This window comes from Paenibacillus durus ATCC 35681 (assembly GCF_000993825.1).
In the GTDB taxonomy this organism is placed as follows: domain Bacteria; phylum Bacillota; class Bacilli; order Paenibacillales; family Paenibacillaceae; genus Paenibacillus_AQ; species Paenibacillus_AQ durus_B.
Genome location: NZ_CP011114.1, coordinates 2,260,426 through 2,283,038, shown reverse-complemented (window position 1 = coordinate 2,283,038; position 22,613 = coordinate 2,260,426). Strand labels below are relative to the sequence as shown.

General features: G+C 53.3%; 20 protein-coding genes and 2 pseudogenes. 17 read left to right on the top strand and 5 right to left on the bottom strand.

Annotated elements, in window-relative coordinates; genetic code table 11:
* Positions 1-41 precede the first annotated feature (41 nt).
* From VK70_RS10410 to thiD, 6 genes are all read left to right on the top strand, one after another.
* On the top strand, positions 42-1,199 hold the full coding sequence (locus VK70_RS10410; protein WP_025698357.1) for an aldo/keto reductase: 1,158 nt from the start codon (positions 42-44) through the stop codon (positions 1,197-1,199).
* 81 nt (positions 1,200-1,280) lie between these two features.
* Positions 1,281-2,720 carry a nickel pincer cofactor biosynthesis protein LarC gene (gene larC, locus VK70_RS10405; protein ID WP_025698358.1) on the top strand — a complete coding sequence of 480 codons (1,440 nt, stop codon included), beginning with the start codon at positions 1,281-1,283 and terminating at the stop codon, positions 2,718-2,720.
* On the top strand, positions 2,698-3,507 hold the full coding sequence (gene larE / locus VK70_RS10400; RefSeq protein ID WP_025698360.1) for an ATP-dependent sacrificial sulfur transferase LarE: 810 nt from the start codon (positions 2,698-2,700) through the stop codon (positions 3,505-3,507). Before larC ends, larE begins: the two co-directional genes overlap by 23 nt.
* Before the next feature lie 6 nt (positions 3,508-3,513).
* Positions 3,514-4,269: a nickel pincer cofactor biosynthesis protein LarB gene (gene larB / locus VK70_RS10395; RefSeq protein ID WP_046723247.1), complete on the top strand. Its 756-nt coding sequence runs from the start codon at positions 3,514-3,516 to the stop codon at positions 4,267-4,269.
* A gap of 198 nt (positions 4,270-4,467) precedes the next feature.
* On the top strand, positions 4,468-5,967 hold the full coding sequence (locus VK70_RS10390; protein WP_025696991.1) for an IMP dehydrogenase: 1,500 nt from the start codon (positions 4,468-4,470) through the stop codon (positions 5,965-5,967).
* A 36-nt stretch (positions 5,968-6,003) separates the two neighbouring features.
* Positions 6,004-6,816, top strand: a complete 813-nt coding sequence (thiD, locus tag VK70_RS10385; protein WP_046723245.1) for a bifunctional hydroxymethylpyrimidine kinase/phosphomethylpyrimidine kinase — start codon at positions 6,004-6,006, stop codon at positions 6,814-6,816.
* A 155-nt stretch (positions 6,817-6,971) separates the two neighbouring features.
* Here the strand turns inward: thiD and VK70_RS26445 are convergent, their stop codons facing one another.
* Positions 6,972-7,778 (bottom strand): helix-turn-helix domain-containing protein, encoded by an 807-nt coding sequence (locus VK70_RS26445; protein WP_025694921.1) that lies wholly within the window; start codon positions 7,776-7,778, stop codon positions 6,972-6,974.
* Between the two features lie 148 nt (positions 7,779-7,926).
* On the opposite strand from VK70_RS26445, the gene VK70_RS10375 reads away from it, so the two are divergent.
* The 6 genes and pseudogenes from VK70_RS10375 (at position 7,927) to VK70_RS27830 (ending at position 12,954) form a co-directional block, all read left to right on the top strand.
* Complete coding sequence (locus tag VK70_RS10375) at positions 7,927-8,730, top strand: ABC transporter ATP-binding protein (protein ID WP_025694922.1); 804 nt, start codon at positions 7,927-7,929, stop codon at positions 8,728-8,730.
* A gap of 5 nt (positions 8,731-8,735) precedes the next feature.
* Positions 8,736-9,935, top strand: coding sequence for an MFS transporter (locus VK70_RS10370; RefSeq protein WP_046723243.1), 1,200 nt, complete (start codon positions 8,736-8,738; stop codon positions 9,933-9,935).
* A gap of 217 nt (positions 9,936-10,152) precedes the next feature.
* Positions 10,153-11,448: an Nramp family divalent metal transporter gene (locus VK70_RS10365; protein ID WP_025698753.1), complete on the top strand. Its 1,296-nt coding sequence runs from the start codon at positions 10,153-10,155 to the stop codon at positions 11,446-11,448.
* 440 nt (positions 11,449-11,888) lie between these two features.
* Positions 11,889-12,221, top strand: coding sequence for a hypothetical protein (locus VK70_RS27185; protein ID WP_081754983.1), 333 nt, complete (start codon positions 11,889-11,891; stop codon positions 12,219-12,221).
* Positions 12,222-12,337: 116 nt separating this feature from the next.
* A pseudogene (locus VK70_RS27180) lies at positions 12,338-12,514 on the top strand (transposase); the annotation flags it as partial.
* A 185-nt stretch (positions 12,515-12,699) separates the two neighbouring features.
* Positions 12,700-12,954, top strand: a complete 255-nt coding sequence (locus tag VK70_RS27830; protein ID WP_025698757.1) for a hypothetical protein — start codon at positions 12,700-12,702, stop codon at positions 12,952-12,954.
* Between the two features lie 157 nt (positions 12,955-13,111).
* On the opposite strand, the gene VK70_RS10350 is transcribed toward VK70_RS27830, so the two are convergent.
* Together VK70_RS10350 and VK70_RS29335 are read right to left on the bottom strand one after the other, a co-directional pair.
* A complete protein-coding gene (locus VK70_RS10350) occupies positions 13,112-13,579 on the bottom strand; it encodes a GyrI-like domain-containing protein (protein ID WP_324607998.1) in 468 nt (155 codons plus the stop codon).
* 114 nt (positions 13,580-13,693) lie between these two features.
* Positions 13,694-13,894 (bottom strand): annotated as a pseudogene (locus VK70_RS29335) (MerR family transcriptional regulator); the annotation flags it as partial.
* 177 nt (positions 13,895-14,071) lie between these two features.
* Between VK70_RS29335 and VK70_RS10345 the strand changes: the two are divergent.
* Entirely contained in the window at positions 14,072-14,314 is a 243-nt protein-coding gene (locus tag VK70_RS10345) for an LSM domain-containing protein (protein ID WP_025698759.1), read from the top strand.
* A gap of 138 nt (positions 14,315-14,452) precedes the next feature.
* On the opposite strand, the gene VK70_RS10340 is transcribed toward VK70_RS10345, so the two are convergent.
* Positions 14,453-15,910 (bottom strand): hypothetical protein, encoded by a 1,458-nt coding sequence (locus VK70_RS10340; RefSeq protein WP_025698761.1) that lies wholly within the window; start codon positions 15,908-15,910, stop codon positions 14,453-14,455.
* A 184-nt stretch (positions 15,911-16,094) separates the two neighbouring features.
* On the opposite strand from VK70_RS10340, the gene VK70_RS10335 reads away from it, so the two are divergent.
* Positions 16,095-17,930 carry an assimilatory sulfite reductase (NADPH) flavoprotein subunit gene (locus VK70_RS10335; RefSeq protein WP_046724194.1) on the top strand — a complete coding sequence of 612 codons (1,836 nt, stop codon included), beginning with the start codon at positions 16,095-16,097 and terminating at the stop codon, positions 17,928-17,930.
* Positions 17,931-17,969: 39 nt separating this feature from the next.
* Complete coding sequence (gene cysI / locus VK70_RS10330; RefSeq protein ID WP_025694017.1) at positions 17,970-19,694, top strand: assimilatory sulfite reductase (NADPH) hemoprotein subunit; 1,725 nt, start codon at positions 17,970-17,972, stop codon at positions 19,692-19,694.
* A 359-nt stretch (positions 19,695-20,053) separates the two neighbouring features.
* Here cysI and VK70_RS10325 read toward each other — a convergent pair whose 3' ends face one another.
* Entirely contained in the window at positions 20,054-20,614 is a 561-nt protein-coding gene (locus VK70_RS10325; RefSeq protein ID WP_025694018.1) for a GNAT family N-acetyltransferase, read from the bottom strand.
* A 116-nt stretch (positions 20,615-20,730) separates the two neighbouring features.
* Between VK70_RS10325 and VK70_RS10320 the strand changes: the two genes are divergently transcribed.
* On the top strand, positions 20,731-21,360 hold the full coding sequence (locus tag VK70_RS10320) for an HAD family hydrolase (protein WP_025694019.1): 630 nt from the start codon (positions 20,731-20,733) through the stop codon (positions 21,358-21,360).
* A 31-nt stretch (positions 21,361-21,391) separates the two neighbouring features.
* The gene (hisC, locus tag VK70_RS10315; protein ID WP_025694020.1) at positions 21,392-22,462 is read left to right on the top strand and encodes a histidinol-phosphate transaminase; all 1,071 of its coding nucleotides are present in this window, start codon (positions 21,392-21,394) and stop codon (positions 22,460-22,462) included.
* The last annotated feature ends 151 nt before the right edge of the window (positions 22,463-22,613 follow it).

Below are 22,613 nucleotides of genomic sequence, written 5' to 3'. Positions count from 1 at the left end.
TGTGAAAAATATCACATCACATCATTAGGAGGAATTTATCCATGTTGTACCGCAAATATGGCAAGACAAACGAGATGGTCTCCGTTCTGGGCTTCGGCTGCATGCGGCTTCCCGTAATTGACGGCAACGCCCGCAATATCGACGATGACAAAGCGATCGCGATGCTGCGTTACGGTATCGACAACGGGATCAATTATGTGGACACCGCTTATCCGTATCATGGAGACGGCATGGGGGGACCCGGGGAGAGCGAGCCTTTTGTTGCCCGGGCGCTTAAGGATGGATACCGCGATAAAGTGAACATCGCCACCAAGCTGCCCAGCTGGCTGATCAAGACACGGGAGGATATGGACCGCTATCTGAACGAACAACTGGAGCGTCTGGAAACCGACCATATCGACTTCTATTTGGTGCATGCGCTCAACGCAGGAACCTGGAAGACTGTAAAAGAACTCGGCATCGGAGAGTTTCTCGATTCGGCGGTAAAAGACGGACGAATCCGTTATCCCGGCTTCTCCTTCCACGACGAACTGCCGGTGTTTAAAGAAATCGTCGATGCCTACGACTGGACCTTCTGTCAGGTGCAGTACAATTATCTGGACGAATACTTCCAAGCCGGAATCGAAGGTCTGGAATACGCCGCGGCCAAAGGCATCGGCATCGCCGTCATGGAACCGCTGCGGGGCGGCAGGCTGGTTCGCGATATTCCGGACGGAGTGCAGGCCGCCTTCGATAAGGCCGATATCAAGCGGACGCCTGCCGAATGGGCGCTGCGGTGGGTGTGGAACAACCCTGATGTGGCGGTCACCTTAAGCGGCATGAGTACCATGGAGCAGGTAGAAGAAAACCTGAAGATTGCAAACGAAGCGTATTCCGGTTCTTTAAGCAAGCAGGAACTGGATGTTGTGAATGAAGCGCGGAACGTTTTCCGCCAGACGAGAGTCAGTTGCACTGGCTGCGCCTACTGCATGCCTTGTCCGGCTGGAGTGAACATTCCGGGCAATTTCACCTATGTGAACGAGTATTATTTACTCGATAACGACTTCCAGAAGAAGATGCTGAAAGAAACCTATGCTGCCCGGATTTCCGAGAAAGAACGGGCATCACAATGTGTTGAATGCGGCACCTGCGAGGAGCATTGCCCGCAGAACCTGCCTATCATCGAAGAGCTGAAGCATGTGGCGGAGGTTTTTGCATAGCCCTTGAACAATAATGCATCGACATGCATATCCCAAATTAAATTGCTTGCAATATAACCTAGACAGAAGGAGAGTAAACCGGTGAACATTCTCTATTACGATTGTTTTGCGGGCATCAGCGGAGATATGAACCTGGGCGCGCTTCTTGATGCCGGAGTAGATGCCGATTACTTCCTTCGGGAGATCGCCAAGCTGAACCTGAACGGGGAGTTTGAAGTTACCATCGCCAAAGCGCTCAAAAAGGGAATTAGCGGCATCAAAGTAAATGTTCGGCTGACAGGAGATCATCTTGTTCCGCAGCAAGGGTCTGGACATACGCACGGACATGAACATAATCATGAACACGAACATAGCCATGAATACGAGCATGAACATGTTTACGGACACGAACATAACCATGCGCACGGACACGAGCCTGTACACGCGCACAATCACGCCCATGAGCAAACTCAAATCCAGGGGCAGAATCATCACCATGAGCAAGGCTATCCCCATAAGCATGACAGTAACCGCGATCACCCTCACGGCCATCATCACCGCAATATCGGGGATATCGAGCGGATCATCGGGGCCAGTTTACTGCCGGACCGGGTAAAGGAGCTCAGCATGAAAATCTTCATGCAGGTTGCCCTCGCGGAAGCAAAGGTTCACGGCAAGCCGCTGGAGGAGGTCCATTTTCATGAGGTGGGCGCGGTGGACTCCATTGTGGATATCGTTGGAGCCGCCATCTGCCTCGATTACCTTCAAGTGGACAAAATCCTGGCTTCTCCGGTTCAGGTGGGCGGCGGCTTTGTCCGCTGTGCGCACGGGCTGATTCCGGTGCCTGCGCCAGCGACCGTCGAGATTCTGAAAGGCATTCCGGTGAAGGCCGGTCTCGTCCCGTTCGAGACGACGACACCTACGGGAGCCGCGATTCTGGCCGCAGTCGTAGATGAATTTACCGACAAGCCCGATTTCGTGATGGAAGCGGTCGGTTATGGACTCGGCAACCGGGATCTGGAGATCCCTAACGTGCTAAGGGTTTACCTGGGCCGGATGGAGGAAAAGAAGGAGAGCGCCGCAGCCGGACCGATTTTGCTGGAAACGAACATTGACGATATGAACCCCGAGTTGTACGGCTACGTGGAGGAGCAGCTTTTTGCCCATGGCGCTTCCGATGTGTTCAAGACTCCCATCATTATGAAAAAAGGCCGCCCCGCCGTCAAGCTGAGCGTGCTCGTCGGCGCGAAGCGGGAGAAGGACGTGCTGGAGGTTATTTTCAAGGAGACGACTTCCCTCGGCGTACGCAAACTTCCGGTTGGCAAAGCCATGCTGGAGCGCAGCTTCGTCAAGCACAGCACCCGGTACGGCGAGGTGACGATCAAAAACTCCTATTATGAAGGAAAGCTTGTCAAATACAAGCCGGAATACGAAGACTGTAAAAGGCTGGCGCTGGCAAACGGCGTCCCGATCTCGAAGATTTACCGTGAAATATATACTGGTTATGAGGTGAAATTGAATGAATCACAACCCGAAATATGAGGCCCTCCTCGATTATTTGAAGCAGCTTGACCGGGTGGTGCTTGCTTTTTCCGGCGGGGTGGACAGCACCTTCCTGCTGCGGGCGGCCAAGGAAGCGCTAGGCGACCGGCTGAAGGCCGTCACGATTCTTTCCCCTTACATTCCCAAATGGGAAATCGAAGAGGCCAAGGAGCTTGTACGGGAGCTCGGCGTGGATTACGAGATTATCGAGGCTCCCTTAATTGACGAAATCAGATATAACCCTGATAACCGCTGCTACCTGTGCAAAACCGCAGTGTTCAGCATGATCAAGGAACTGGCCGGGAAGGGCGGGTACCGCTATGTTATCGACGGCACTAACTTTGACGACATCCATGACTACCGGCCGGGGCTGAAGGCGCTCGCCGAGCTCGGAGTCAAGAGCCCGCTGCTCGACTGTAAGCTGACCAAGGCGGAAATCCGCAGCCTGTCCCGGGAGCTGGGGCTGCCCACTTGGGACAAGCCGCCGTATGCCTGCCTGTTAACGCGTATCCCGTATGACAGTGAACTGCGCATAGAGGATTTCGAGAAGATCGAACGGGCGGAAAAATATTTGATGGACCTTGGCTTCCGCGCCATCCGGGTCCGCTGCCACGACGATCTGGCCCGCATCGAAGTGGACCGGAGCGACCGCAGTCGGCTGTTCGACGAGGAGCTTATGGACCGGATCTCAGAAAAGCTGAAGGAATTCGGCTTCCGCTATGTCTCCCTTGACCTGGCGGGTTACCGGACGGGCAGCCTGAACGCCGCAATCGGCATCACGGGGTGAAGCTGCATGGACAATGAAGCGCTTCGGAAGCTGCTTATCTCCGTACAAAATGGCGAGACCAAAGTGGAAGAAGCCCTGGAAGATCTTAAGGAGCTGCCTTTCAAAGACCTCGGCTTCGCGCTGATCGATAATCACCGGGAAGTCAGAACCGGCGCGCCGGAGGTCATCTACTGCGCCGGGAAGACGGTGGAACAGGTGCGGCAAATCGTCGAATACATGCTCACAAGAGACAACAACATTCTGGGCACCCGGGCAAGCGCTGAGATGTATGAAGCGGTAAAGGCCATCTGTCCCGAAGCGGAGTACAATCCGATCGGGCGAACGATCACCGTCCGCCGCAGACCGGTGGAGCTGACCGACAGTTACATCGCGATTGTCTCGGCGGGAACCTCCGATCTCCCGGTCGTTGAGGAAGCCGTCGAAACGGCTCTCATCCTCGGGAACCGTGTAGAGAAGATCACCGACGTGGGGGTTGCCGGGATTCACCGGCTGTTCGACAGGCTGGGCGTGATCCGGGGAGCCAAGGTCGTCGTGGTTGTCGCCGGGATGGAAGGCGCGCTGGCCAGCGTCATGGGCGGCCTCACCGACAAGCCCGTCATCGCCGTCCCGACGAGCATCGGCTACGGGGCCAATTTCGGCGGGCTGTCGGCGCTGCTGTCCATGCTGAACAGCTGCGCCAGCGGAGTCAGCGTGGTCAACATCGACAACGGCTACGGCGGCGCGTACTGCGCCAGCACGATCAACAAGCTTGCCGGCTCATAAGCCGAGTAAATGATAGGAAGGCCGGCAATTCCGAATGGAAGATGTCGGCCATAATCTTGCCAAGCACGGCTCCTTAGAGATTATCCGGGAGTCCGTGCTTTTTTTGCGTACTGGGGTACGCTCACACATTTTGCATTGACAAATGGATTAGTTGACGTTATGATGTGAGGAATTTTTAGACAAGGAGTGGAAAAAAAGGTGGCCTACTATTACCCGGAACCTTCCCGGACGTTCAGCGAATTTCTGTTGATCCCAAACTTGACGACAAAGGATTGTACCCCTGCAAACGTGGATCTGAAAACACCGATCACCAAATTTAAAAGGGGCGAGCAGCCGGACATTACCTTGAATATTCCGTTCTCGTCGGCGGTTATGCAGTCCGTCTCCGATGATCAAATGGCGATTGCATTGGCCCGCTGCGGAGGCATTTCGTTCATTTTCGGTTCTCAATCCCCGGAAGACCAGGCGGCCATGGTCCGTAAAGTAAAGGAGTATAAGTCCGGGTTTGTAATCAGCCGCTCCAATTTGACCCCGGATCATACCTTGAAAGATGTGCTTGAACTGAAAGAGGAGACGGGACATTCCACGATCGCCGTTACCGATGACGGTTCGCCGACAGGCAAGCTGCTGGGAATCGTAACCGGCCGGGATTACAGAATCAGCCGTGATCCGCTGGACAAACGGGTAAGGGAATTCATGACGCCGTTCTCTTCCCTGATTGTTGGAAAGTCCGGAATTAACCTTCCCGAAGCCAATGACATGATCTGGGAGCACAAGCTGAACTGTCTGCCGATCGTGGACGGGGAGCAGCGGCTGGAAAGCCTTGTATTCCGCAAAGATTACGACGCTCACAAAGAAAACCCGCTGGCCCTGATGGACAGCAATAAAAGCTATATCGTCGGGGCTGGCATCAACACAAAGGACTATGAAGAGCGTGTGCCGCTCCTCGTAGAAGCGGGCGCCGACATCTTGGTGATCGACGCGTCGGACGGGTATACGGAATGGCAGCGCGACACCATCGCTTACGTCAAAGAGAATTTCAATGTCAAGATCGGAGCCGGGAACGTCGTAGACAAGGAAGGCTTCCTGTATCTCGTTGAATCCGGGGCCGACTTTGTGAAGGTGGGGATCGGCGGCGGATCGATATGCATCACGCGCGAGCAGAAGGGAATCGGCAGAGGACAGGCGTCGTCGCTTATCGAGGTTGCGGAGGCAAGGGAGCAGTATTATCAAGAAACGGGCATATACGTGCCGATCTGTTCGGACGGAGGAATCGTTCACGATTATCACCTTACGCTTGCGCTTGCCATGGGAGCTGATTTTGTCATGATGGGCCGGTATTTCGCCCGGTTCGACGAGAGCCCGACGAAGAAGCTGAAAGTCGGAAATAACTTTGTCAAAGAGTTCTGGGGCGAAGGCTCCAACCGGGCACGGAACTGGCAGAGATATGACACGGGCGGAAAGTCGGGGCTGGTTTTTGAAGAAGGCGTCGATTCTTACGTTCCTTACGCGGGAAGCCTCAAAGAGAATCTGGATAAGACGATCAGCAAGATCAAGTCGACGATGTCCAACTGCGGCGCGAAATCGATCGATGAATTGCAGCGGAACGCGAGAATTACCCTTGTCTCCGCAACCAGTCTCGTTGAGGGCGGCGCGCATGATGTTATTATGAAAGAAACCAGCTTCTCGGGAGAGTAACAAAACAACACCAAAAAGCAGAAGGGGTAGTTGGCATTGAGCAAAATAGTGAAGACATTAACTATTGCCGGGAGCGATTCAAGCGGCGGCGCGGGAATCCAGGCGGATCTGAAGACCTTTCAGGAATATGGAACCTATGGGTTTAGCGCGCTGACAACGATCGTGACGATGGACCCGGATAACGGCTGGCATCATCATGTGTATCCTGTCAGTGCCGAGTTGGTCGCGGAGCAACTCAAGACGGTCTTTGCCGGCGGACCGGTAGACGCCCTGAAGACGGGTATGCTGGGTAGCCCGGAGATTGTCCGGGTCGCAGAGCAGGCCATAAAGAGCAACCGTCAGGGAAATGTGGTCATTGATCCCGTCATGGTCTGTAAAGGCGAGGACGAAGTGCTGAATCCCGAGAGCGCCGAGGCGATCCGTGAGCTGCTGCTGCCGCTCGCTACGGTCATTACGCCGAACCTGTTCGAGGCGGGAGTGCTGTCCGGCATCGGCAAGATTACAACGCTGGACGAAATGAAGGAGGCCGCCGCAATTATTCAGCGCCAGGGGGCGAAGACGGTAGTGATCAAGGGCGGAAAGGCGCTTGGCGGAGACAAGGCAGTGGACCTGTACTATGACGGTGCCGGGTATACGGTATTCGAGACGGATAAAATCGAGCCGGCGCACAATCACGGTGCGGGCTGCACCTTCGCCGCCGCTATCACGGCAGGACTCGCAACCGGCCTGAGCACACGTGAAGCCGTCGCCAAGGCGAAGGATTTCGTTACGGCGGCGATCCGCGCAGGCTATGCCTTCAATGAATATGTCGGCCCCGTGTTTCACGGGGGCTACCGATTGAACCGGTAATCATGTTAATCCGGGAACTACATGTACAGTAAACAAGAGGAGCGGCCCCCGTTCATGACTGCGGGCCGCTCCTCTTTGGGTTTGTGAGGGGGTGAAAGGGGTGTGAAAGGGGGCCGCCTGGAAGCTGAGTCCCGCCGTCAGCCGATTCAGCCCATCTATCGTCCCTGGCGGTATTGTTCCGGAGCCATCCCGGTAATTTTGACGAATGCGCGATAAAATTGGCTGGCTGAAGCAAAGCCGAGGCCCGCGCTGATGGCGGAAATCGTAGCTTCGGTATATTCGAGCTCATACTTGGCGCGCTCGATCCGCAGACGAAGAATGTACTGATAAGGCGTGAATTCGGTCGCCGCTTTGAAGGAGCGGATAAAATGATATCGGCTCTGGAGAGCCATAGACGACAATAAATCAATGCTAATAGGCGATGTATAAGAGCTGCGTATGTATTCGAACACATGATCCATGTATGGATCTCCCGTACTGGAAAGTTCCGAAAGACACGGAGGATTCGTTTCCGGACAGGCCCTTCTTTTCAGATTTCGTGTAAGATATTGCAGCACATTGGTCTCCGTAAGACTCCGCCAGTACCGGTCATCCCCATCAGTCAAAAATAACGGGGAAATCCAACGGTTGAACTCCGCGTTCAATTCCTGGGGATTGATGACCTGCTCCACAGCGATGCAGTCTGCTTCCTTAACCTGCAAAGTCTCCCACAGCGAAGGGCGTACTTTGATCACGATTGCGCGGTTTCCTTCATCCACACGGATTTGATGCTTCTGCATCGGCTGGTGAATGATTCCTTCGCCTTCCGGAATCAACCCGGATGTGCCACGGCTAATGTCGGAGGAGCCGCCGCGGATGGCGAAGGTCAGCTGTACCCAGTTATGATGAACATGGGGAGCTTCTTCGTAATGCTCTTCCAATCTGCACAGCTCGATGTTCTCCGTCACAACTTTCAATTTCATTAGCGTTCACTCCCCGTCTCATTATAGCATGATCGCAATATTTGCAGATGAATTGAGCAATTTTCACAATGACATTTTTACATCGAATTGTTTACAATACGTTAGTGCAGAGGTGATCATCTCGGGAATAGAAAAGAGGTTAAGGGGAATGGACAGCATTTTGAAAGTAAGCAATGTCTCGTGGAAAAGGGGGACGCAGACGCTGCTGGACCAGGTAAACTGGAGCATTGAACAGGGGCAGCATTGGGCGCTGATGGGACTGAACGGTTCCGGCAAAACGACGCTGCTGAACATGATCAACGGTTACATCTGGCCGACCGAAGGGGAAATTTATGTGCTCGGCGAGCGGTTCGGCGAGATTGATCTGCGGGAGCTCCGCAAGTCCATCGGCTGGGTCAGCTCTTCCCTTCAAGAGAAGCTGCACGGATCAGACCGGACGCAGCTTGTCGTGATCAGCGGAAAGCATGCCTCGATCGGACTGTACGCCAATGCGCCGGAGGAGGATTACGAGCGGGCCCGGGCATTGATGGAAAAGCTCGGCTGCGGGCATTTGTGGGACCGCGAGTACCGTACTTGTTCACAGGGAGAGAAGCAGAAGGTGCTGATCGCCCGCGCCCTGATGGCCGAGCCGAGAATTCTGATCCTGGACGAGCCGTGCAACGGCCTCGATTTGTTCGCCCGGGAACGGCTGCTGGAGAGCATTGAAGAGCTGACCTTGAGTGAAAAAGCGCCATCGCTCATTTATGTCACTCATCATACGGAGGAAATTCTGCCCGTCTTCAGCCACACGCTGCTCTTCAGGAAAGGCCGGGTATTCGATTCCGGCACAACGTCACACATGCTGAACGAAGAGACGCTCGGCCGGTTTTTTGAAGCGCCTGTCACGGTGGAACAAAGCGGCGACCGAACTTATATTTTTCCGGGCAATACCAGAACGGGCAAAGGAGAATAAAAGCATTGGAAACTTCATATACCACGAATACCCGAGCCGAAGCCAAGGAGCGCTTTCCTTTGGCACTGTTGTCTTTAACGCTCGGCGCTTTTGCCATTGGAATGACCGAATTCGTAATTATGGGCATCCTGCCTAATGTAGCCGAGGATCTTCATGTGTCGATCTCCTCGGCAGGCCAGCTGATTACGAGCTATGCGCTGGGCGTGGCCATCGGAGCCCCGATTCTGGCGATGCTGACCCATAGGCTGCCGCAGAAACAGCTGCTCTGTCTGCTGATGATCTTCTTCACCTTGGGCAACGGCATTGCGGCGATTGCGCCGAACTATAACGTGCTGATGGGAGCAAGGTTGTTTACCGCTTTGGCTCACGGCACTTTTTTCGGCGTCGGCTCCGTAATTGCGGCAAGTCTTGTGAAGCCGGGGCGGCGCGCGGCGGCGGTCTCGATTATGATGGCCGGTCTCACTGTAGCGAATATTATTGGCGTCCCAATCGGGACGTTTATCGGCCAACATCTGGGCTGGCGGGCGTCGTTCGGAGTTGTTGCCGTGATGGGCGTGCTGTCGCTTGCCGGCATTCTGCTGCTGGTGCCCGTAATTAAGGCGGAGGAGACGTCAAGCCTTACGCGCCAGCTTCGCGCCCTCATTCAGCCGAAGCTGCTGCTGGTTCTGCTGACGGGAGCGCTGGGATGCAGCAGTTTGTTCACCGTCTTCACTTATATTACGCCGCTGCTGGAGGACATCTCGGGGTTCTCGGAGAGCAGCGTCGCCTTGATTCTTGTGCTGTTCGGATTCGGCGTAACGACGGGGAATATCATAGGAGGCAGGCTCGCCGATTGGAAGCTTATGCCCGTAATGCTGGGGAGCTTCACGTTTCTGGCCGCTATTCTGGCATTTTTCGCGTATTCGGTTCATGTTCCGGCGCTCGCGGTCGCCACTATATTTTTGTGGGGGGTTGGAGCTTTCGGAGTCCTGCCCGGTCTTCAGATCCGGATTATGACGCTTGCGAAGGACGCTCCGGCACTGGCTTCGACTACAAATCATTCCGCGCTGAATTTAGGCAACGCTTTTGGCGCCTTTTTCGGAGGATTCATTATCACGCATATTGGGTTGGGGGCTCTGCCCTGGTTCGGGTCGCTGTTTTCCTTCATCGGGCTTCTGCTCGCGGCCTCTGTCTATGTCTGGGATTTGAAAGGCGAAGCGCGCTGACGATACTGTAACGCTAAACATACTCTTAATCATTCCACTCTTGATATCCAAACAGTCCGGCAGACCCGCCGGTCCTTAGTTTGGGTATTTTTTTGATTTAATAGCAGAGGGCAAGTTTACAATTGGAGTAATGGAGAATATAATAATCATACCAAAAGTTGCACAAGGTAAACTTTTATGTGCTTGGCTAATTTTTTAGGCGGGGAGGAAAGGATTTATGATGGAACGCACTCAGACTGTGGGCTTGGCCCAGCAAAACGAAAGACATCTTCTCGCCGCACGTTCCGCTATACAAGGAAAGGGTAGAGGACTCAGCAGAATTCTGCCATTCCTTGGACCTGCCTTTATCGCGGCTGTCGCGTATCTCGACCCCGGCAACTTCGCCACTAATATTACGGCAGGCTCAAAGTACGGCTACCTCCTGCTTTGGGTTATTGCAGCCTCCAACTTGATGGCCGTTCTGATTCAGTCCTTGTCCGCGAAGCTTGGGATCGCGACCGGACGTAATTTACCGGAAGTTGCGCGCGACCGGTTCCCCAAGAGAGTCTCTTTCTTCTTATGGATACAAAGCGAGCTGGTCATTATGGCGACCGACCTGGCGGAATTTCTAGGAGCGGCGCTCGGTCTTTATCTTCTGTTCGACATTCCCATGCTGCCCGCTGCGCTGATCACGGCGGTCGGTTCTTTTGCCATACTTGAGCTGCAGCGGAGGGGATACCGTTCTCTTGAAGCGGGAATCGCCTCCATGATTCTGATCGTGGTGCTGGCATTCGCTTTTCAGGTTATCATGGCTAAACCGGCTGTGGGCGAAGTGTTTCATGGCATTGTAACGCCAAGCTTCCAAGGCGTCGACAGCGTGCTGCTGGCGGCGGGTATTCTCGGGGCGACCGTTATGCCGCATGCGATCTATCTGCATTCCTCACTCACCCAGAACCGGATTGTCGGCAGAAACGATGCGGAGAAGAAAAGAATTTTCAAGCTGGAGTTCATCGACATCCTGGTTGCCATGTTCATTGCGGGCGCAGTTAATATGGCTATGGTGATCGTATCAGCGGCGACTTTTTTTAAGAACGGGCTTGCTGTTGAGGACCTGGATGAAGCCTTTCATCAATTCGGCCAGTTGGTCGGTCCGGTTACGGCCATTTCCTTCGGATTGGGTCTGCTGATTGCGGGGCTCTCAAGCGCTTCTGTCGGCACTATGGCGGGCGATGTCGTTATGCAGGGGTTCATCAATAAAAGAATCAATCTGTATCTCCGCCGGGCGATTACAAGCATTCCGCCCCTTGCTGTTATCTTATCGGGCGTCGATGCGACCCGGGCGCTTGTAATGAGCCAGGTTATTCTCTCCTTCGGCATCGCGTTTGCGCTGATTCCGCTTATTATCTTTACCAGCGACCGCAAGCTGATGGGCGGGCTGGTCAACCGCCGGATCACTTCGGTGCTCGGCTGGGTTATTGCCGGTATTGTCGTCTCGCTGAATTTGTTCCTGATTGCCGAGACGTTGTTTGCTTAAGACATTGCTTGCCTTGATGACTATTAGTTTTTTTAAATAAATGGTGAAAAATACAACAAGCGGACACACCGGTTTCTGCCGGTATGATCCGCTTGTTTTTGTTAGAATAAGGAATCTCTGCAACCAACCACACAACCAACTATCCCCGCTGCCGAACGCCCGTGAAATGGCTTTAAACGGTCTTTTCATTATTTTACTGTCACATCAACCATAAAAATCAATGCTTCATGGAAAAAACGATTCAAAGAGCGCAACAGCCAACAACGTTTCGGCGGCAAGCATTAGTTCAAAATAGGTACGATGATACGCTTCGGATCGCTTACCGAATGGCGCAGTGGATCGGCAGGGCTCTTAGAGTATAACAACTATCGTCATATTTTATAAATTTATCCATATACATGTTTTTGTAAGACATCACAAAAATGAAGGGATGAAATTATATGTCAACCAAAATACTTATTTCCAGCGTTACTTCATCACCAACCCCTCAACCTGGCCAGTCAAGCCGTTCCAGCGGAAACTTTTCAACGGAAACTCTTCCTGCCAACACAATCAATTTTCAATGGGAAGTATCGTCTTTTGGAAATGATAATCCAAATTCGATAAGTTTCAAAGTAGCGAAAGATGTAAGCGGCGGCAGCGATCCAACTATTTTTTCTGGCGTAGTTAACGGTAAGTATACAGATGTTTATGAAAGCAGATCTCTTTATATTGCAAATCCAAATGACGCAACAGCCAACTTTGTAGTAAGTGTATACGCGATAACAAGGTAAGAGTACGTTTTAAAGCAGCACAATAAACAAAAAATCCCCGCCCAGCCACACGGCCAAGCGGGGATCGTTGTTTTGGGGCTTAAGCCCATTGAGTACGCGAAGCGTACGAAACAAAAAACCACCTGCTATGGGGGTGGTGTAGTCAACGAAAGGTAATCTACAATCAATACAAGGAAAGTATTCGCGATATTCTAAAGCAACTGTGCGGATATAAAGGAGTAGAGATTATCGAAGGCCACTTCATGCCGGATCATATTCACATGTTGGTAAGTATTCCACTCAAAATGATTGTAATTCATCGTCGTGCAGGGGGCGAGGGACGGCAGATTCGTCTCTTCAGTCTGCTTATGGCGGAACAAGCGGTGTTTCCTGCAAACCTGCAGGTTCTTCCGATGAATTTCGCGTGGGAAGAAGCAAAGGCTGCTAATGTGCAGCCTTTCAGCGTATGCGTTGCCGCAACGGGGAGATAGGAGGTGAAATGCCTGCGCTATTGCAGGAATGGGTTTTGGAGGATGATTTTTCATGGAAAAAGATGTATGAACGCAGGAATTCTCCGCAACCAACCATCCAGCCAACCATCCAGCCAACCCATCAGCCAATCCACCAGCCAACCATCAGCAACCATCCAGCCAATCCACCAGCAACCCATCAGCCAACCCATCAGCCAACCCACCAGCCAACTATCCCCGCTGCCGAACGCCTTGCCTTGAATGTGAACGGGTGTCCCGCTTAATTGACATCTGCCGCAAGCTTCTTCAGCAGCCGCCCCAATTCCTTAAAGGGGACCGCGCTTCGAAATCGCAGTCAGAGCAGGAAACGGCAACTCACTTACCCTACTGTAGAGCCGAACGACAACAAATCCCCTTTTGCCACCGGAACCTGGATCTCTGTCAAATAATCCGCCGGATTCTTCTCCGACCATGGACCCTTATGATAGATCGCCAGGGTCGGCCCGCCATGTCATAACCGTTCTCCGACATCCACACGCCCAGCGCATGATAGGCCTTGCTCATCTCATCAAAAGGGCCGCTGTGGAACAGGACCGCCATTTGCGGCTCCGCTTCCAGCTCTTTTACACGAATGCGGTCCGTTTCGGGAGCCTCTCCCTCGAAATGCAGCGTCACCTCGACATCCACATCCTGCGCTTTATACCCCTGATCGTGGTAGATCGCGTAGCAGGGCTGGAGCATCTTGACGCCGCTTAATGCCACGAAACGCGAGATTTCCTCCCAGAGAACACCTTCTGCGTTATATGCCGGAATAATATCTCTGAGAGAGAGCACCCGGTAAGCAGGGACGCTTTTTAATGCAATAGTGTAGTCCGTAGTTGAATCCTCCTTGGTTAAATGTTCAAACATTCGGCCAACGCGATGCAGTTTGTAATTCTCTTGTTCAATCGTTTCCGCGATCTCCTGCTTCCGTATGTCCAATAATTCAAGCAAGCGCCGCGTGTTGCCGCTCTCCTTCAGCCATTCCCCGATTTCCGGAAAGCCGAAGCCCATTTCTCTAAGCGACTTAATGCGGTGGGCCGTTTCAATCTGGCCGGCGGAATAATAGCGGTATCCCGAGCTCTAGTCAATCGCCTTAGGGGGCAGGAGCCCGATCTCGTCATAGTATCTTAGCATGCGAATGGACACCCTTGTCAGTTTGGAAAAATCGCCGATTTTTAGCATTACTCCTCTTTGTATCGTTATTCACATTCCGGAATGTAACTTAACTCTAAACCATTCCACCTTGTGAGAGGCAATAGATTTGCGGAAATTCCTCATAAAGCTGCCGCGCTTGTACGTTAGCCGTCTCCCGCATGCTTCGCCCGCCATACTATACAGGTATAAGAGAGGAGTGATCTAATGGAAGCCTATTACAATTGTATGAGATGCAAGGGAAGAAAGGTTCGCGTTCTGACGAGAGACGGCAGGGAGTATAGAGGCGTGATCAAAGACGTGGATAGACACTGTGTTTATCTGGAGCCCGAGAGAGGCTGTGTGAGAACATCGTCTTATCCTTATGGATATGGATATGGATATGGTTTTTCTAGTAGCGATATCATCACCCTCAGCCTGTTTACTCTGCTTGCGATCGCGCTGATCTAACGTCAGCGGTTCTCCATTAACACCGAAGAGAGAGCTATTCGAACCGTATATGAGCAAAAAAAACGGCCTGGCGCTATCTCATACGGAGAAGTGCCAGGCCGTCCCATTTTTCAGACCGATAAAAAGAAGGCGGAGCGGTCATCCTTTTGTTTTAGCATGGTAGGCGAACACGCTGCCGAAACGCCCCCTATAGACCGGCTCGCCAAAAGCCTTTCGGAAGCCTTCAAACAGCCGGGAGGAGGCGGTGCTGCGGACGATGATGTATTCGGGCTTGTCGTAATCTGCAATGTCCGGCAAAACATCGGAGAAGCCGTACATCGACCGTTCAAACGCGGTCCAGCCGTATGCGCCGAGCGATTCATCTGTAATAAAGGGGTCCTGCCTGCCGTCGCACAGCACATCGCCGCCGCGGTACATCACATAACCGGACGAGCCGTAAGGAGCCAGCACCTTCGGACGTGCGGTTCCCGCATGTTTTTTTAGAATATAGGCCATTTCGTCGACAGGGTAGCTCCGGGCATTCACGGCCGGCGGAGCGGCGAAGTTAATGATGCAGTTGACCAGCAGCCCCGCCGCCAAGGCAGCGCGAATCGTACGAGGCTTAAGCTGGATATCCATCTTCCGCATCCAGGGAAAGGCTTCAAAGAATGCCCCCGCAAAATACGGAATGAACAGCCACATGAACAAATTCTGCTTGAAGTTCGATACCCCCAGGTACAGTATCCCCAGCATCAGAAAGAACCGGAACGGTTTCCGGTACAGCGAAAAGGGCAGGGTCAGGGCGAAAAACAGCAGCAGCAGCGTTATGGCCGAGGTATCCCATTTGCCGAACGCAATCGGCTGCCATTCGTTAATCAGCATGTTGAAATCATTCTTGCTTACCGTCAAAATGTACAGCAGGCTCTTGATGCCGCCCGGATTCGGAAGACCGGCGATCACGACCCCGGCAAAGACGAGAATGCGGCGCTTATCCAGCTTGCCGGCGATCCAGGCTTCGAGCAAGGCCATACCTGTAAACACGACGATGACGAGCCAGACGCCCGCATGGAAATTGGCGATTCCGAAGGAAAGGGCGATCAGGGCAGCGGCGGATTTTTTCACAGGCAGCATCTGGAATCTCCGTAAATAGACAAAGAACCATACGATCATCCAGGAGGAGATCATCTGCGGTCTGCCCTTGAAATAGTTGTAGTAGATCCAGACGGAGATCAGCAGCACAAACGGCAGGATGAGAGGATGGTCCTCCCTAAATCCCAGCTCCCTGCGCGATATTTTGGCCATTTGAAGCAGTCCGCAGATCAGAAGGAACAGACAGAGCGCGGTCAGCAGGTAGACGCCTGGCCAGCCAAATGCTTCGTATAATCCGGCAGCGACGATTTGAAAACCGAATTCATGCGGGATATAAGGCAGCTTGTCTCCGTAAAACGTATGTATCGCGTGATGCAGCACCGTATGATGCTCAAGCATGTACCGCCCAAGCTCGATATGCCAGAAGGTGTCCGGGTCATTATAGGAATACTTAGGGAACAGACCCAGGATTACCGCTGCAACGAGCAGGACGTAAGCGGATTTTAACCATTTTATTTTTGCCGGCAAAAGGATTACCCCCAATTCTCTGCATGAACGATAGCCGTTCCTTTATAACTATAACTGATAAAAGCTATAAAATGATAATAATTGACCTCTCTTCCCTACTATGATAGCTTCTAAATAGGGATATATTAATTGAGATAAAGATACTTGGAATTTACATGATGAAAGATGAGGCGGGTGGATATTGTTGGAACTTCATGTTACGAATAGTCCGTTTAGTCAGGAGCAGGCGGAGCTGCTGAACCGCCTTTTGCCAACGCTTACGGAGTCGCAGAGGGTATGGCTGAGCGGATATCTGACGGCTCTCGGAGCGGCGGCTGTTGCTCCTGTGGCAGGTGCTGCTGTAGGTCCGGCAGCCGTAGAGGCGGCTCCTGCACCGGTGAGTGCAGCGCCCCAGGAAGTAACCGTGCTCTTCGGATCGCAGACGGACAATGCCCGCGGCCTGGCGAAGAAATTTGCCACGAAGCTGGAAGAGTCGGGATACCAGGTAACCCTGTCCGCAATGAGCGATTTCAAACCAAATGGTCTTAAAAAGGTGGAGAATCTCCTTATCCTGGTAAGCACTCACGGAGAAGGGGAACCGCCGGATAACGCCATTTCTTTCTATGAGTTCCTGCACAGCAAGCGGGCGCCGGAGCTGTCTTCGCTGCGTTATTCCGTGCTTGCGCTGGGCGATTTGTCTTATGAATTCTATTGCCAGACGGGCAAGGATTTCGATAAACGTCTGGAGGAACTGGGCGGCAAGCGCTTGGTGCCGCGCGTCGATTGTGACGTGGATTTTAACGAACCGGCTGCGGAGTGGATGAAGGATGTCCTGTCTGCGTTAGGTGAAGGAACCGCTGTTCAGTCTGCCGGAGCCGCTGCCGTGCTGCTTGCGGATACCGCCGCTGAGTCGGAATATTCCAGAAGCAATCCGTTCTACGCCGAGGTACTGGAGAATCTGAACCTTAACGGGCGGGGATCGGAGCGGGAAACCCGCCACATCGAGTTGTCTCTTGAGGGATCTAACCTGAAATACGAGCCAGGCGACAGTATCGGGATCTTTCCCGAGAATCATCCAAGGCTTGTTGAGGAACTGATTCAGGCCATGGGCTGGCGGCCGGAAGAATCGGTAGCCGTCGGCAAAAGCGGCGGGCAGCTTCCGCTTCGGGAAGCGCTGCTCCGCCACTATGAGATCACGGTGCTAACGAAGCCGCTCTTAGAGCAGGCGGCAGGACTTGCGCCGGAGAGCGGACTGAAGGAGCTGCTGGCCCCGGGCCATGAGCAGGAGCTTCGGGCATATGCCGAAGACCGGGACCTGCTCGATCTGGCGCAGGATTATGCTTTAAAGGGAATTCCGGCAGGCGATTTCGTGAAAATCCTGCGGAAAATTCCCGCGCGCTTGTATTCCATTTCCAGCAGCCCGGAAGCCTATCCGGACGAGGTGCATATCACGGTCCGCGCTGTCCGCTATGAAAGCCAGGGAAGAGACCGGTACGGCGTGTGCTCCGTCGGGCTCGCGGAACGGGTACAGCCGGGGGACAAGCTGCCCGTCTTTATCCAGAGCAACTCGAACTTCAAGCTGCCGGAGAATCCGGAAACGCCGGTCATTATGATCGGTCCGGGAACGGGCGTTGCGCCTTTCCGCGCTTTTCTTGGAGAACGGGAAGAGACCGGAGCAGAAGGGAAGACATGGCTGTTCTACGGCGACCAGTATTTTGCCACGGATTTCCTTTATCAGGTCGAATGGCAGCGCTGGCTCAAGGATGGCGTGCTGACACGGATGGATGTCGCTTTCTCCCGCGATACCGACAAGAAGATCTATGTCCAGAACCGTATGCTGGAACGAGCCGGTGAACTGTATCAGTGGCTGCAGGAGGGCGCGGCGGTATATGTCTGCGGTGACGAGAAGAGGATGGCGCATGACGTCCATACCGCGCTTGCCACGATTCTTGAGCAGGAAGGCGGACTCAGCTCCGAAGCAGCCGCCGAATATTTGACTCATATGCAGCAGCAGAAACGCTACCAACGGGATGTATACTAAGCCCTGTATCTAAAGAATCGCCGAGAGGAGTAAAGCACCATGGCACTTAACGATAAATACCCGCCCCATGACGCTCCCCACAGCGATGTGGAGGATATCAAGCGCAGAAGCAATTATTTGCGGGGAAGCCTCGAGGAGACATTGGCAGATCCGATTACAGGCTCCATTCCCGAGGACGATAACCGTCTTATGAAGCACCACGGCAGCTATATGCAGGACGACCGAGATCTACGGGCTGAGCGGGCCAAGTCGAAGCTTGAGCCGGCCTATCAATTTATGCTGCGCGTACGCGCGGCGGGAGGCGTGGTCACACCGAACCAGTGGCTGATGATGGACCGGATTTCTCACAAGTACGGCAACGGTACCATCCGCCTGACCACCCGGCAGTCTTTTCAACTGCATGGCGTCATCAAATGGAATTTGAAAAAGACGATTCAGGAAGTGAACGAGTCGCTGCTGAGCACGCTTGCCGCCTGCGGCGACGTGAACCGCAACGTCATGTGCAACCCGAATCCGTACCAATCGGAGATCCACTCCGAGGTCTATGAGTGGGCGCGCAAGGTCAGCGATCATCTCGATCCGCGCACAAGAGCGTACCATGAAATCTGGCTGGACGGCGAGAAGGTAGCGGGCAGCGAAGACGACGGCATCGAGCAGGAGCCAATTTACGGACCGGTCTATCTGCCGCGCAAATTCAAGATCGGGATAGCCGTTCCCCCATCCAATGATGTGGATGTGTTCTCCCAGGACCTGGGCTTTATCGCGATTATCGAAGACGACCGCCTTACGGGCTTCAACGTAAGCGTAGGCGGCGGTATGGGCATGTCCCACGGCGATCCGAAGACGTACCCGCAGGTCGCTAAAGTGATCGGCTTCTGTACGCCGGAGCAGCTTATTGATGTTGCTGAGAAGACGGTGACCATCCAGCGGGATTACGGCGACCGCGCCGTCCGTAAGCACGCCCGCTCTAAGTATACGATCGACGACCGGGGGCTGGATTGGTTCAAAGGCGAGCTGACCGAGCGTCTGGGCTGGGCGCTGCAGGAAGCCAGATCTTACCATTTCGACCATAACGGCGACCGCTATGGCTGGGTTAAGGGAAGCGACGGCAAGTGGCATTTCACGCTCTTTATCCAGAATGGCCGGATCAAGGATGAAGAAGGTTATTCGCTGATGACGGGCCTGCGGGAAATCGCGAAGGTCCACACCGGGGACTTCCGTCTGACCGCGAACCAGAACCTGATCATTGGCGGCATCAGCAGCCACAAGAAGAAGAAAATCACCAGCTTGATCGAGGAGTATGGTCTGACCGACGGCATTCATTATTCGGCGCTGCGCCGGAATTCGATGGCCTGCGTGGCGCTTCCGACCTGCGGCCTGGCCATGGCTGAATCCGAGCGTTATTTGCCTACGCTGCTGGACAAGCTGGAGCCGATGCTGGAAGAAGCCGGACTTCGCGACGACGATATCGTCATCCGCATGACCGGCTGCCCGAACGGCTGCGCCCGCCCAATGCTGGCGGAGCTCTCGTTCATCGGCAAGGCCCCGGGCAAATACAATATGTATTTGGGCGGCGGGTTTGCCGGCAACCGGTTGAACAAGATGTACAAGGAGAACATCGGCGAGACCGAGATTCTGGAGACGCTCGGCCCAATCTTTAACCGTTATGCGAAGGAACGGGAAAGCGGCGAGCATTTCGGCGACTTCGTCATCCGGGCAGGCTATGTCCAGGAAGTAACCGACGGACGGAATTTCCATTCCTAAGATGATTGGACGAAGGGCACACCTTCCAAATCGTTGCAGGCTGGGCTATCTATGAGCCAGGACGAACGCGCATGGAGGTTTCAATCAGCCATATTTGGGGTAATGATAAGCAGGTGGGAAGTGGAAGGCATCAATTGTCGGCTGGAAAAACATTTTAGTGTAATTCCGAAAGGTAGTTGATTCACCCATGTACTATCTGAAAGGCAGAAGAAGATCTTTACGAAGATCCATTCTTCGTCGCTGGATTTCAGAAAATTACCCTCGCAAAAGGGTATTAGCATAAATCATTCGCTTCTCACCTTAAATGCTCTGCGGCGCAGCCGCAGGGCTTGCTTTTTGTCCGGATAATGCCCTTTATCTTACCGCTGGCGGTAGGCTTTTTTGTGAAAGGATTCGATATATCGGAAAAGTGAGCGGCCATTATCCGTAACCGTTACACCTGGGCTCAGCGGAAGCAGCATCGCCGTATACGGCTCGGGAACCCAAATGTACTGATGGACGTACGCGGTCTTGATGAAGCCGCAGCGCTCCCAGAAATGAAATCGCTCGGCATGCTCGGGCGAATCTCCGGCTTCCACCTCAATGATAATCGCCGAGATGCCGTGCTCCTTGACCGCCCAATCGCGGATTTTGCCGAGAAGCGTTCTTCCGATTCCCTGACCCCGCAGATCCGCCCGGACAGCCATATAGTCGATGATCAGCTTTTTATCCGGTTCAGACCCGGCCAGTCCCGTGACTGCCATCGCCCCCGCCTCCCCCTCGCACATCAGGACATGCATGGCAGCGATGCCTTTTTCCAGCATATTTTTCAGCAGCCCCTCGGGTTTAGCCCCGCTTGGGAAAGCTTCGCAGTAGATCGGCCCGATCATTCTCCAGTACTCGTTATTCCAATGCGTCAGCGTGATAAACTCCTGCTTCATGAAGAGCGCCCCCGGCTTCAGTTTGGCATTGACCACATTCACCGCATAAAATATGATCTATCTATATCATAAGGCTTTTTTGGTAAAAAACACATAACGACACGGAGGAGAAGAGCATGTACAATTCCATCATTTTTGATATTGACGGAACTTTGATTGATACGGAAGAAGCGGTGATTAGAGGGCTGCAAACTATGCTCGAAACCGACTACGGCAGAGTGGTGGAGAGGGAGAAGCTTACCTTCGTGCTGGGCCTTCCCGGCAAGGATTCGCTGCCGCAATTGGGCATTGAGGATGTGAAGCGGGCGCATGATCGGTGGAATCATTTTATCCAAGAATTTTTTTATACGGCGAAGGTGTTTGACGGGGTTGCCGAGCTGCTTGAGGGGTTGAAGCTAAAAAAGGCGACGGCCGGGGTCGTGACCTCGAAGACGTCGCAGGAAGTGATCGACGATTTTATCCCGTTCGGCCTTACGGATTATATGGCGTATACGGTATGCTCTAGCGATACGAACAAGCACAAGCCGAATCCCGAGCCGCTGCTGAAATATCTCGAAATTTCGGGCGCCGACCCCAAAAAATCGATCTATATCGGCGATACCATCTATGATTACAAGTGCGCCAGAGACGCGGGAATCGACTTTGGTCTTGCGCTGTGGGGCTGCATTAATCAGGAGAACATTGACGCCAAGTACAAATTCGAAAAGCCTACGGACATCCTTGAATTTGTCGAATCCGCAAAATGACCGCAAAGGGAGCAAAAAAAGGAGGCAGCGCATGAGTAAATTTTGGAGCGAAACTGTAAAGGGAATTACGCCTTATGTACCCGGTGAACAGCCCGGAGCCAGGAAGGTCATCAAGCTGAACACGAACGAGAACCCCTACCCGCCGTCAGAGCAGGTGCTAGGTGCGATGAAAGCCGCCGTTTCCGGACGGCTCAAGCTGTATCCCGACCCGGAATGTGTGGGACTTAGGAAAGCCGCCTCTGACTACTACGGTCTGCCTTTGGAGAATATTTTTGCCGGCAACGGCTCCGACGAAATATTGGCTTTTTGCTTCAAGGCTTTTTTCAACCCCGGTGAGACCATTCTATTCCCCGACATTACATACAGCTTCTATGAAGTGTATGCCAGACTGTTCGGTATCTCCTACGAAAAAATTCCGCTGGACGAGCAGTTCGATATCCCGCTTGAGCCTTTCTTTGGGCCGAACGGCGGCATTCTGCTCGCCAATCCGAACGCGCCTACCGGCAAATTTACATCCGTAGACAGCATCCGGCAAATTCTTGTACATAACCCGGATAAGGTCGTCATCATTGACGAGGCGTACATCGACTTCGGCGGGGAGTCCTGCGTACCGCTGATTCCGGATTATCCGAATCTACTCGTGGTCCATACGTTTTCCAAGTCGCGTTCGCTTGCCGGGCTGCGTGTCGGATTGGCTATGGGGCAGAGTGAATTGATTGAAGGCTTGAATAGGGTGAAGAACAGCATTAATTCGTACACTCTGGATGCTGTTGCCCAAGTTGGGGGAGAGCAGTCTCTGCGCGACACGGAAACGTTCGAGCTCAATGTGGGCCGGATCATTCAGACCCGGGAACATACGGTCAAAACGCTGCGGGATTTGCGGTTCGAAGTGGTAGACTCGCGGGCGAATTTTATTTTTGTGACTCATCCCGTTATTCCGGCAGTGGAACTGTTCGAGGCTCTCAGGCAGCAGGATATTATCGTCCGCTATTTCGCCAAGCCCAGAATTGACAATTATTTGAGAATCAGCATCGGGACGGATGAAGAAATGGAAGCTCTTTGCCGGGCGCTGGAAGGAATATTGGCAGATAAGGCCGGTTGAAGAATGGAGACATAGTTTGCACGGGAAAAATACGGCAACTCCGTGGCGGTTCGTCCGCAGGCTAGCCGGATTCATAGGGGTGTTCAGGGTCTTGGTGATGTGCGCCAAGGCCCTTTTTGTTCTGCGCTAAATTCAGTGAAAAAACTTGCGT

What these genes read in the sequence shown, in the direction of transcription:
- larE (WP_025698360.1), top strand. Translation starts at nt 2,698, where the DNA reads ATGAATCACAACCCGAAATATGAGGCCCTCCTCGATTATTTGAAGCAG.
- hisC (WP_025694020.1), top strand. Translation starts at nt 21,392, where the DNA reads ATGAGTAAATTTTGGAGCGAAACTGTAAAGGGAATTACGCCTTATGTA.
- cysI (WP_025694017.1), top strand. Translation starts at nt 17,970, where the DNA reads ATGGCACTTAACGATAAATACCCGCCCCATGACGCTCCCCACAGCGAT.
- VK70_RS10345 (WP_025698759.1), top strand. Translation starts at nt 14,072, where the DNA reads ATGGAAGCCTATTACAATTGTATGAGATGCAAGGGAAGAAAGGTTCGC.
- VK70_RS10375 (WP_025694922.1), top strand. Translation starts at nt 7,927, where the DNA reads ATGGACAGCATTTTGAAAGTAAGCAATGTCTCGTGGAAAAGGGGGACG.
- VK70_RS27185 (WP_081754983.1), top strand. Translation starts at nt 11,889, where the DNA reads ATGTCAACCAAAATACTTATTTCCAGCGTTACTTCATCACCAACCCCT.
- VK70_RS10350 (WP_324607998.1), bottom strand. Translation starts at nt 13,579, where the DNA reads ATGTTTGAACATTTAACCAAGGAGGATTCAACTACGGACTACACTATT.
- VK70_RS27830 (WP_025698757.1), top strand. Translation starts at nt 12,700, where the DNA reads ATGCCTGCGCTATTGCAGGAATGGGTTTTGGAGGATGATTTTTCATGG.
- VK70_RS10365 (WP_025698753.1), top strand. Translation starts at nt 10,153, where the DNA reads ATGATGGAACGCACTCAGACTGTGGGCTTGGCCCAGCAAAACGAAAGA.
- VK70_RS26445 (WP_025694921.1), bottom strand. Translation starts at nt 7,778, where the DNA reads ATGAAATTGAAAGTTGTGACGGAGAACATCGAGCTGTGCAGATTGGAA.
- larB (WP_046723247.1), top strand. Translation starts at nt 3,514, where the DNA reads ATGGACAATGAAGCGCTTCGGAAGCTGCTTATCTCCGTACAAAATGGC.
- VK70_RS10410 (WP_025698357.1), top strand. Translation starts at nt 42, where the DNA reads ATGTTGTACCGCAAATATGGCAAGACAAACGAGATGGTCTCCGTTCTG.
- VK70_RS10320 (WP_025694019.1), top strand. Translation starts at nt 20,731, where the DNA reads ATGTACAATTCCATCATTTTTGATATTGACGGAACTTTGATTGATACG.
- VK70_RS10325 (WP_025694018.1), bottom strand. Translation starts at nt 20,614, where the DNA reads ATGAAGCAGGAGTTTATCACGCTGACGCATTGGAATAACGAGTACTGG.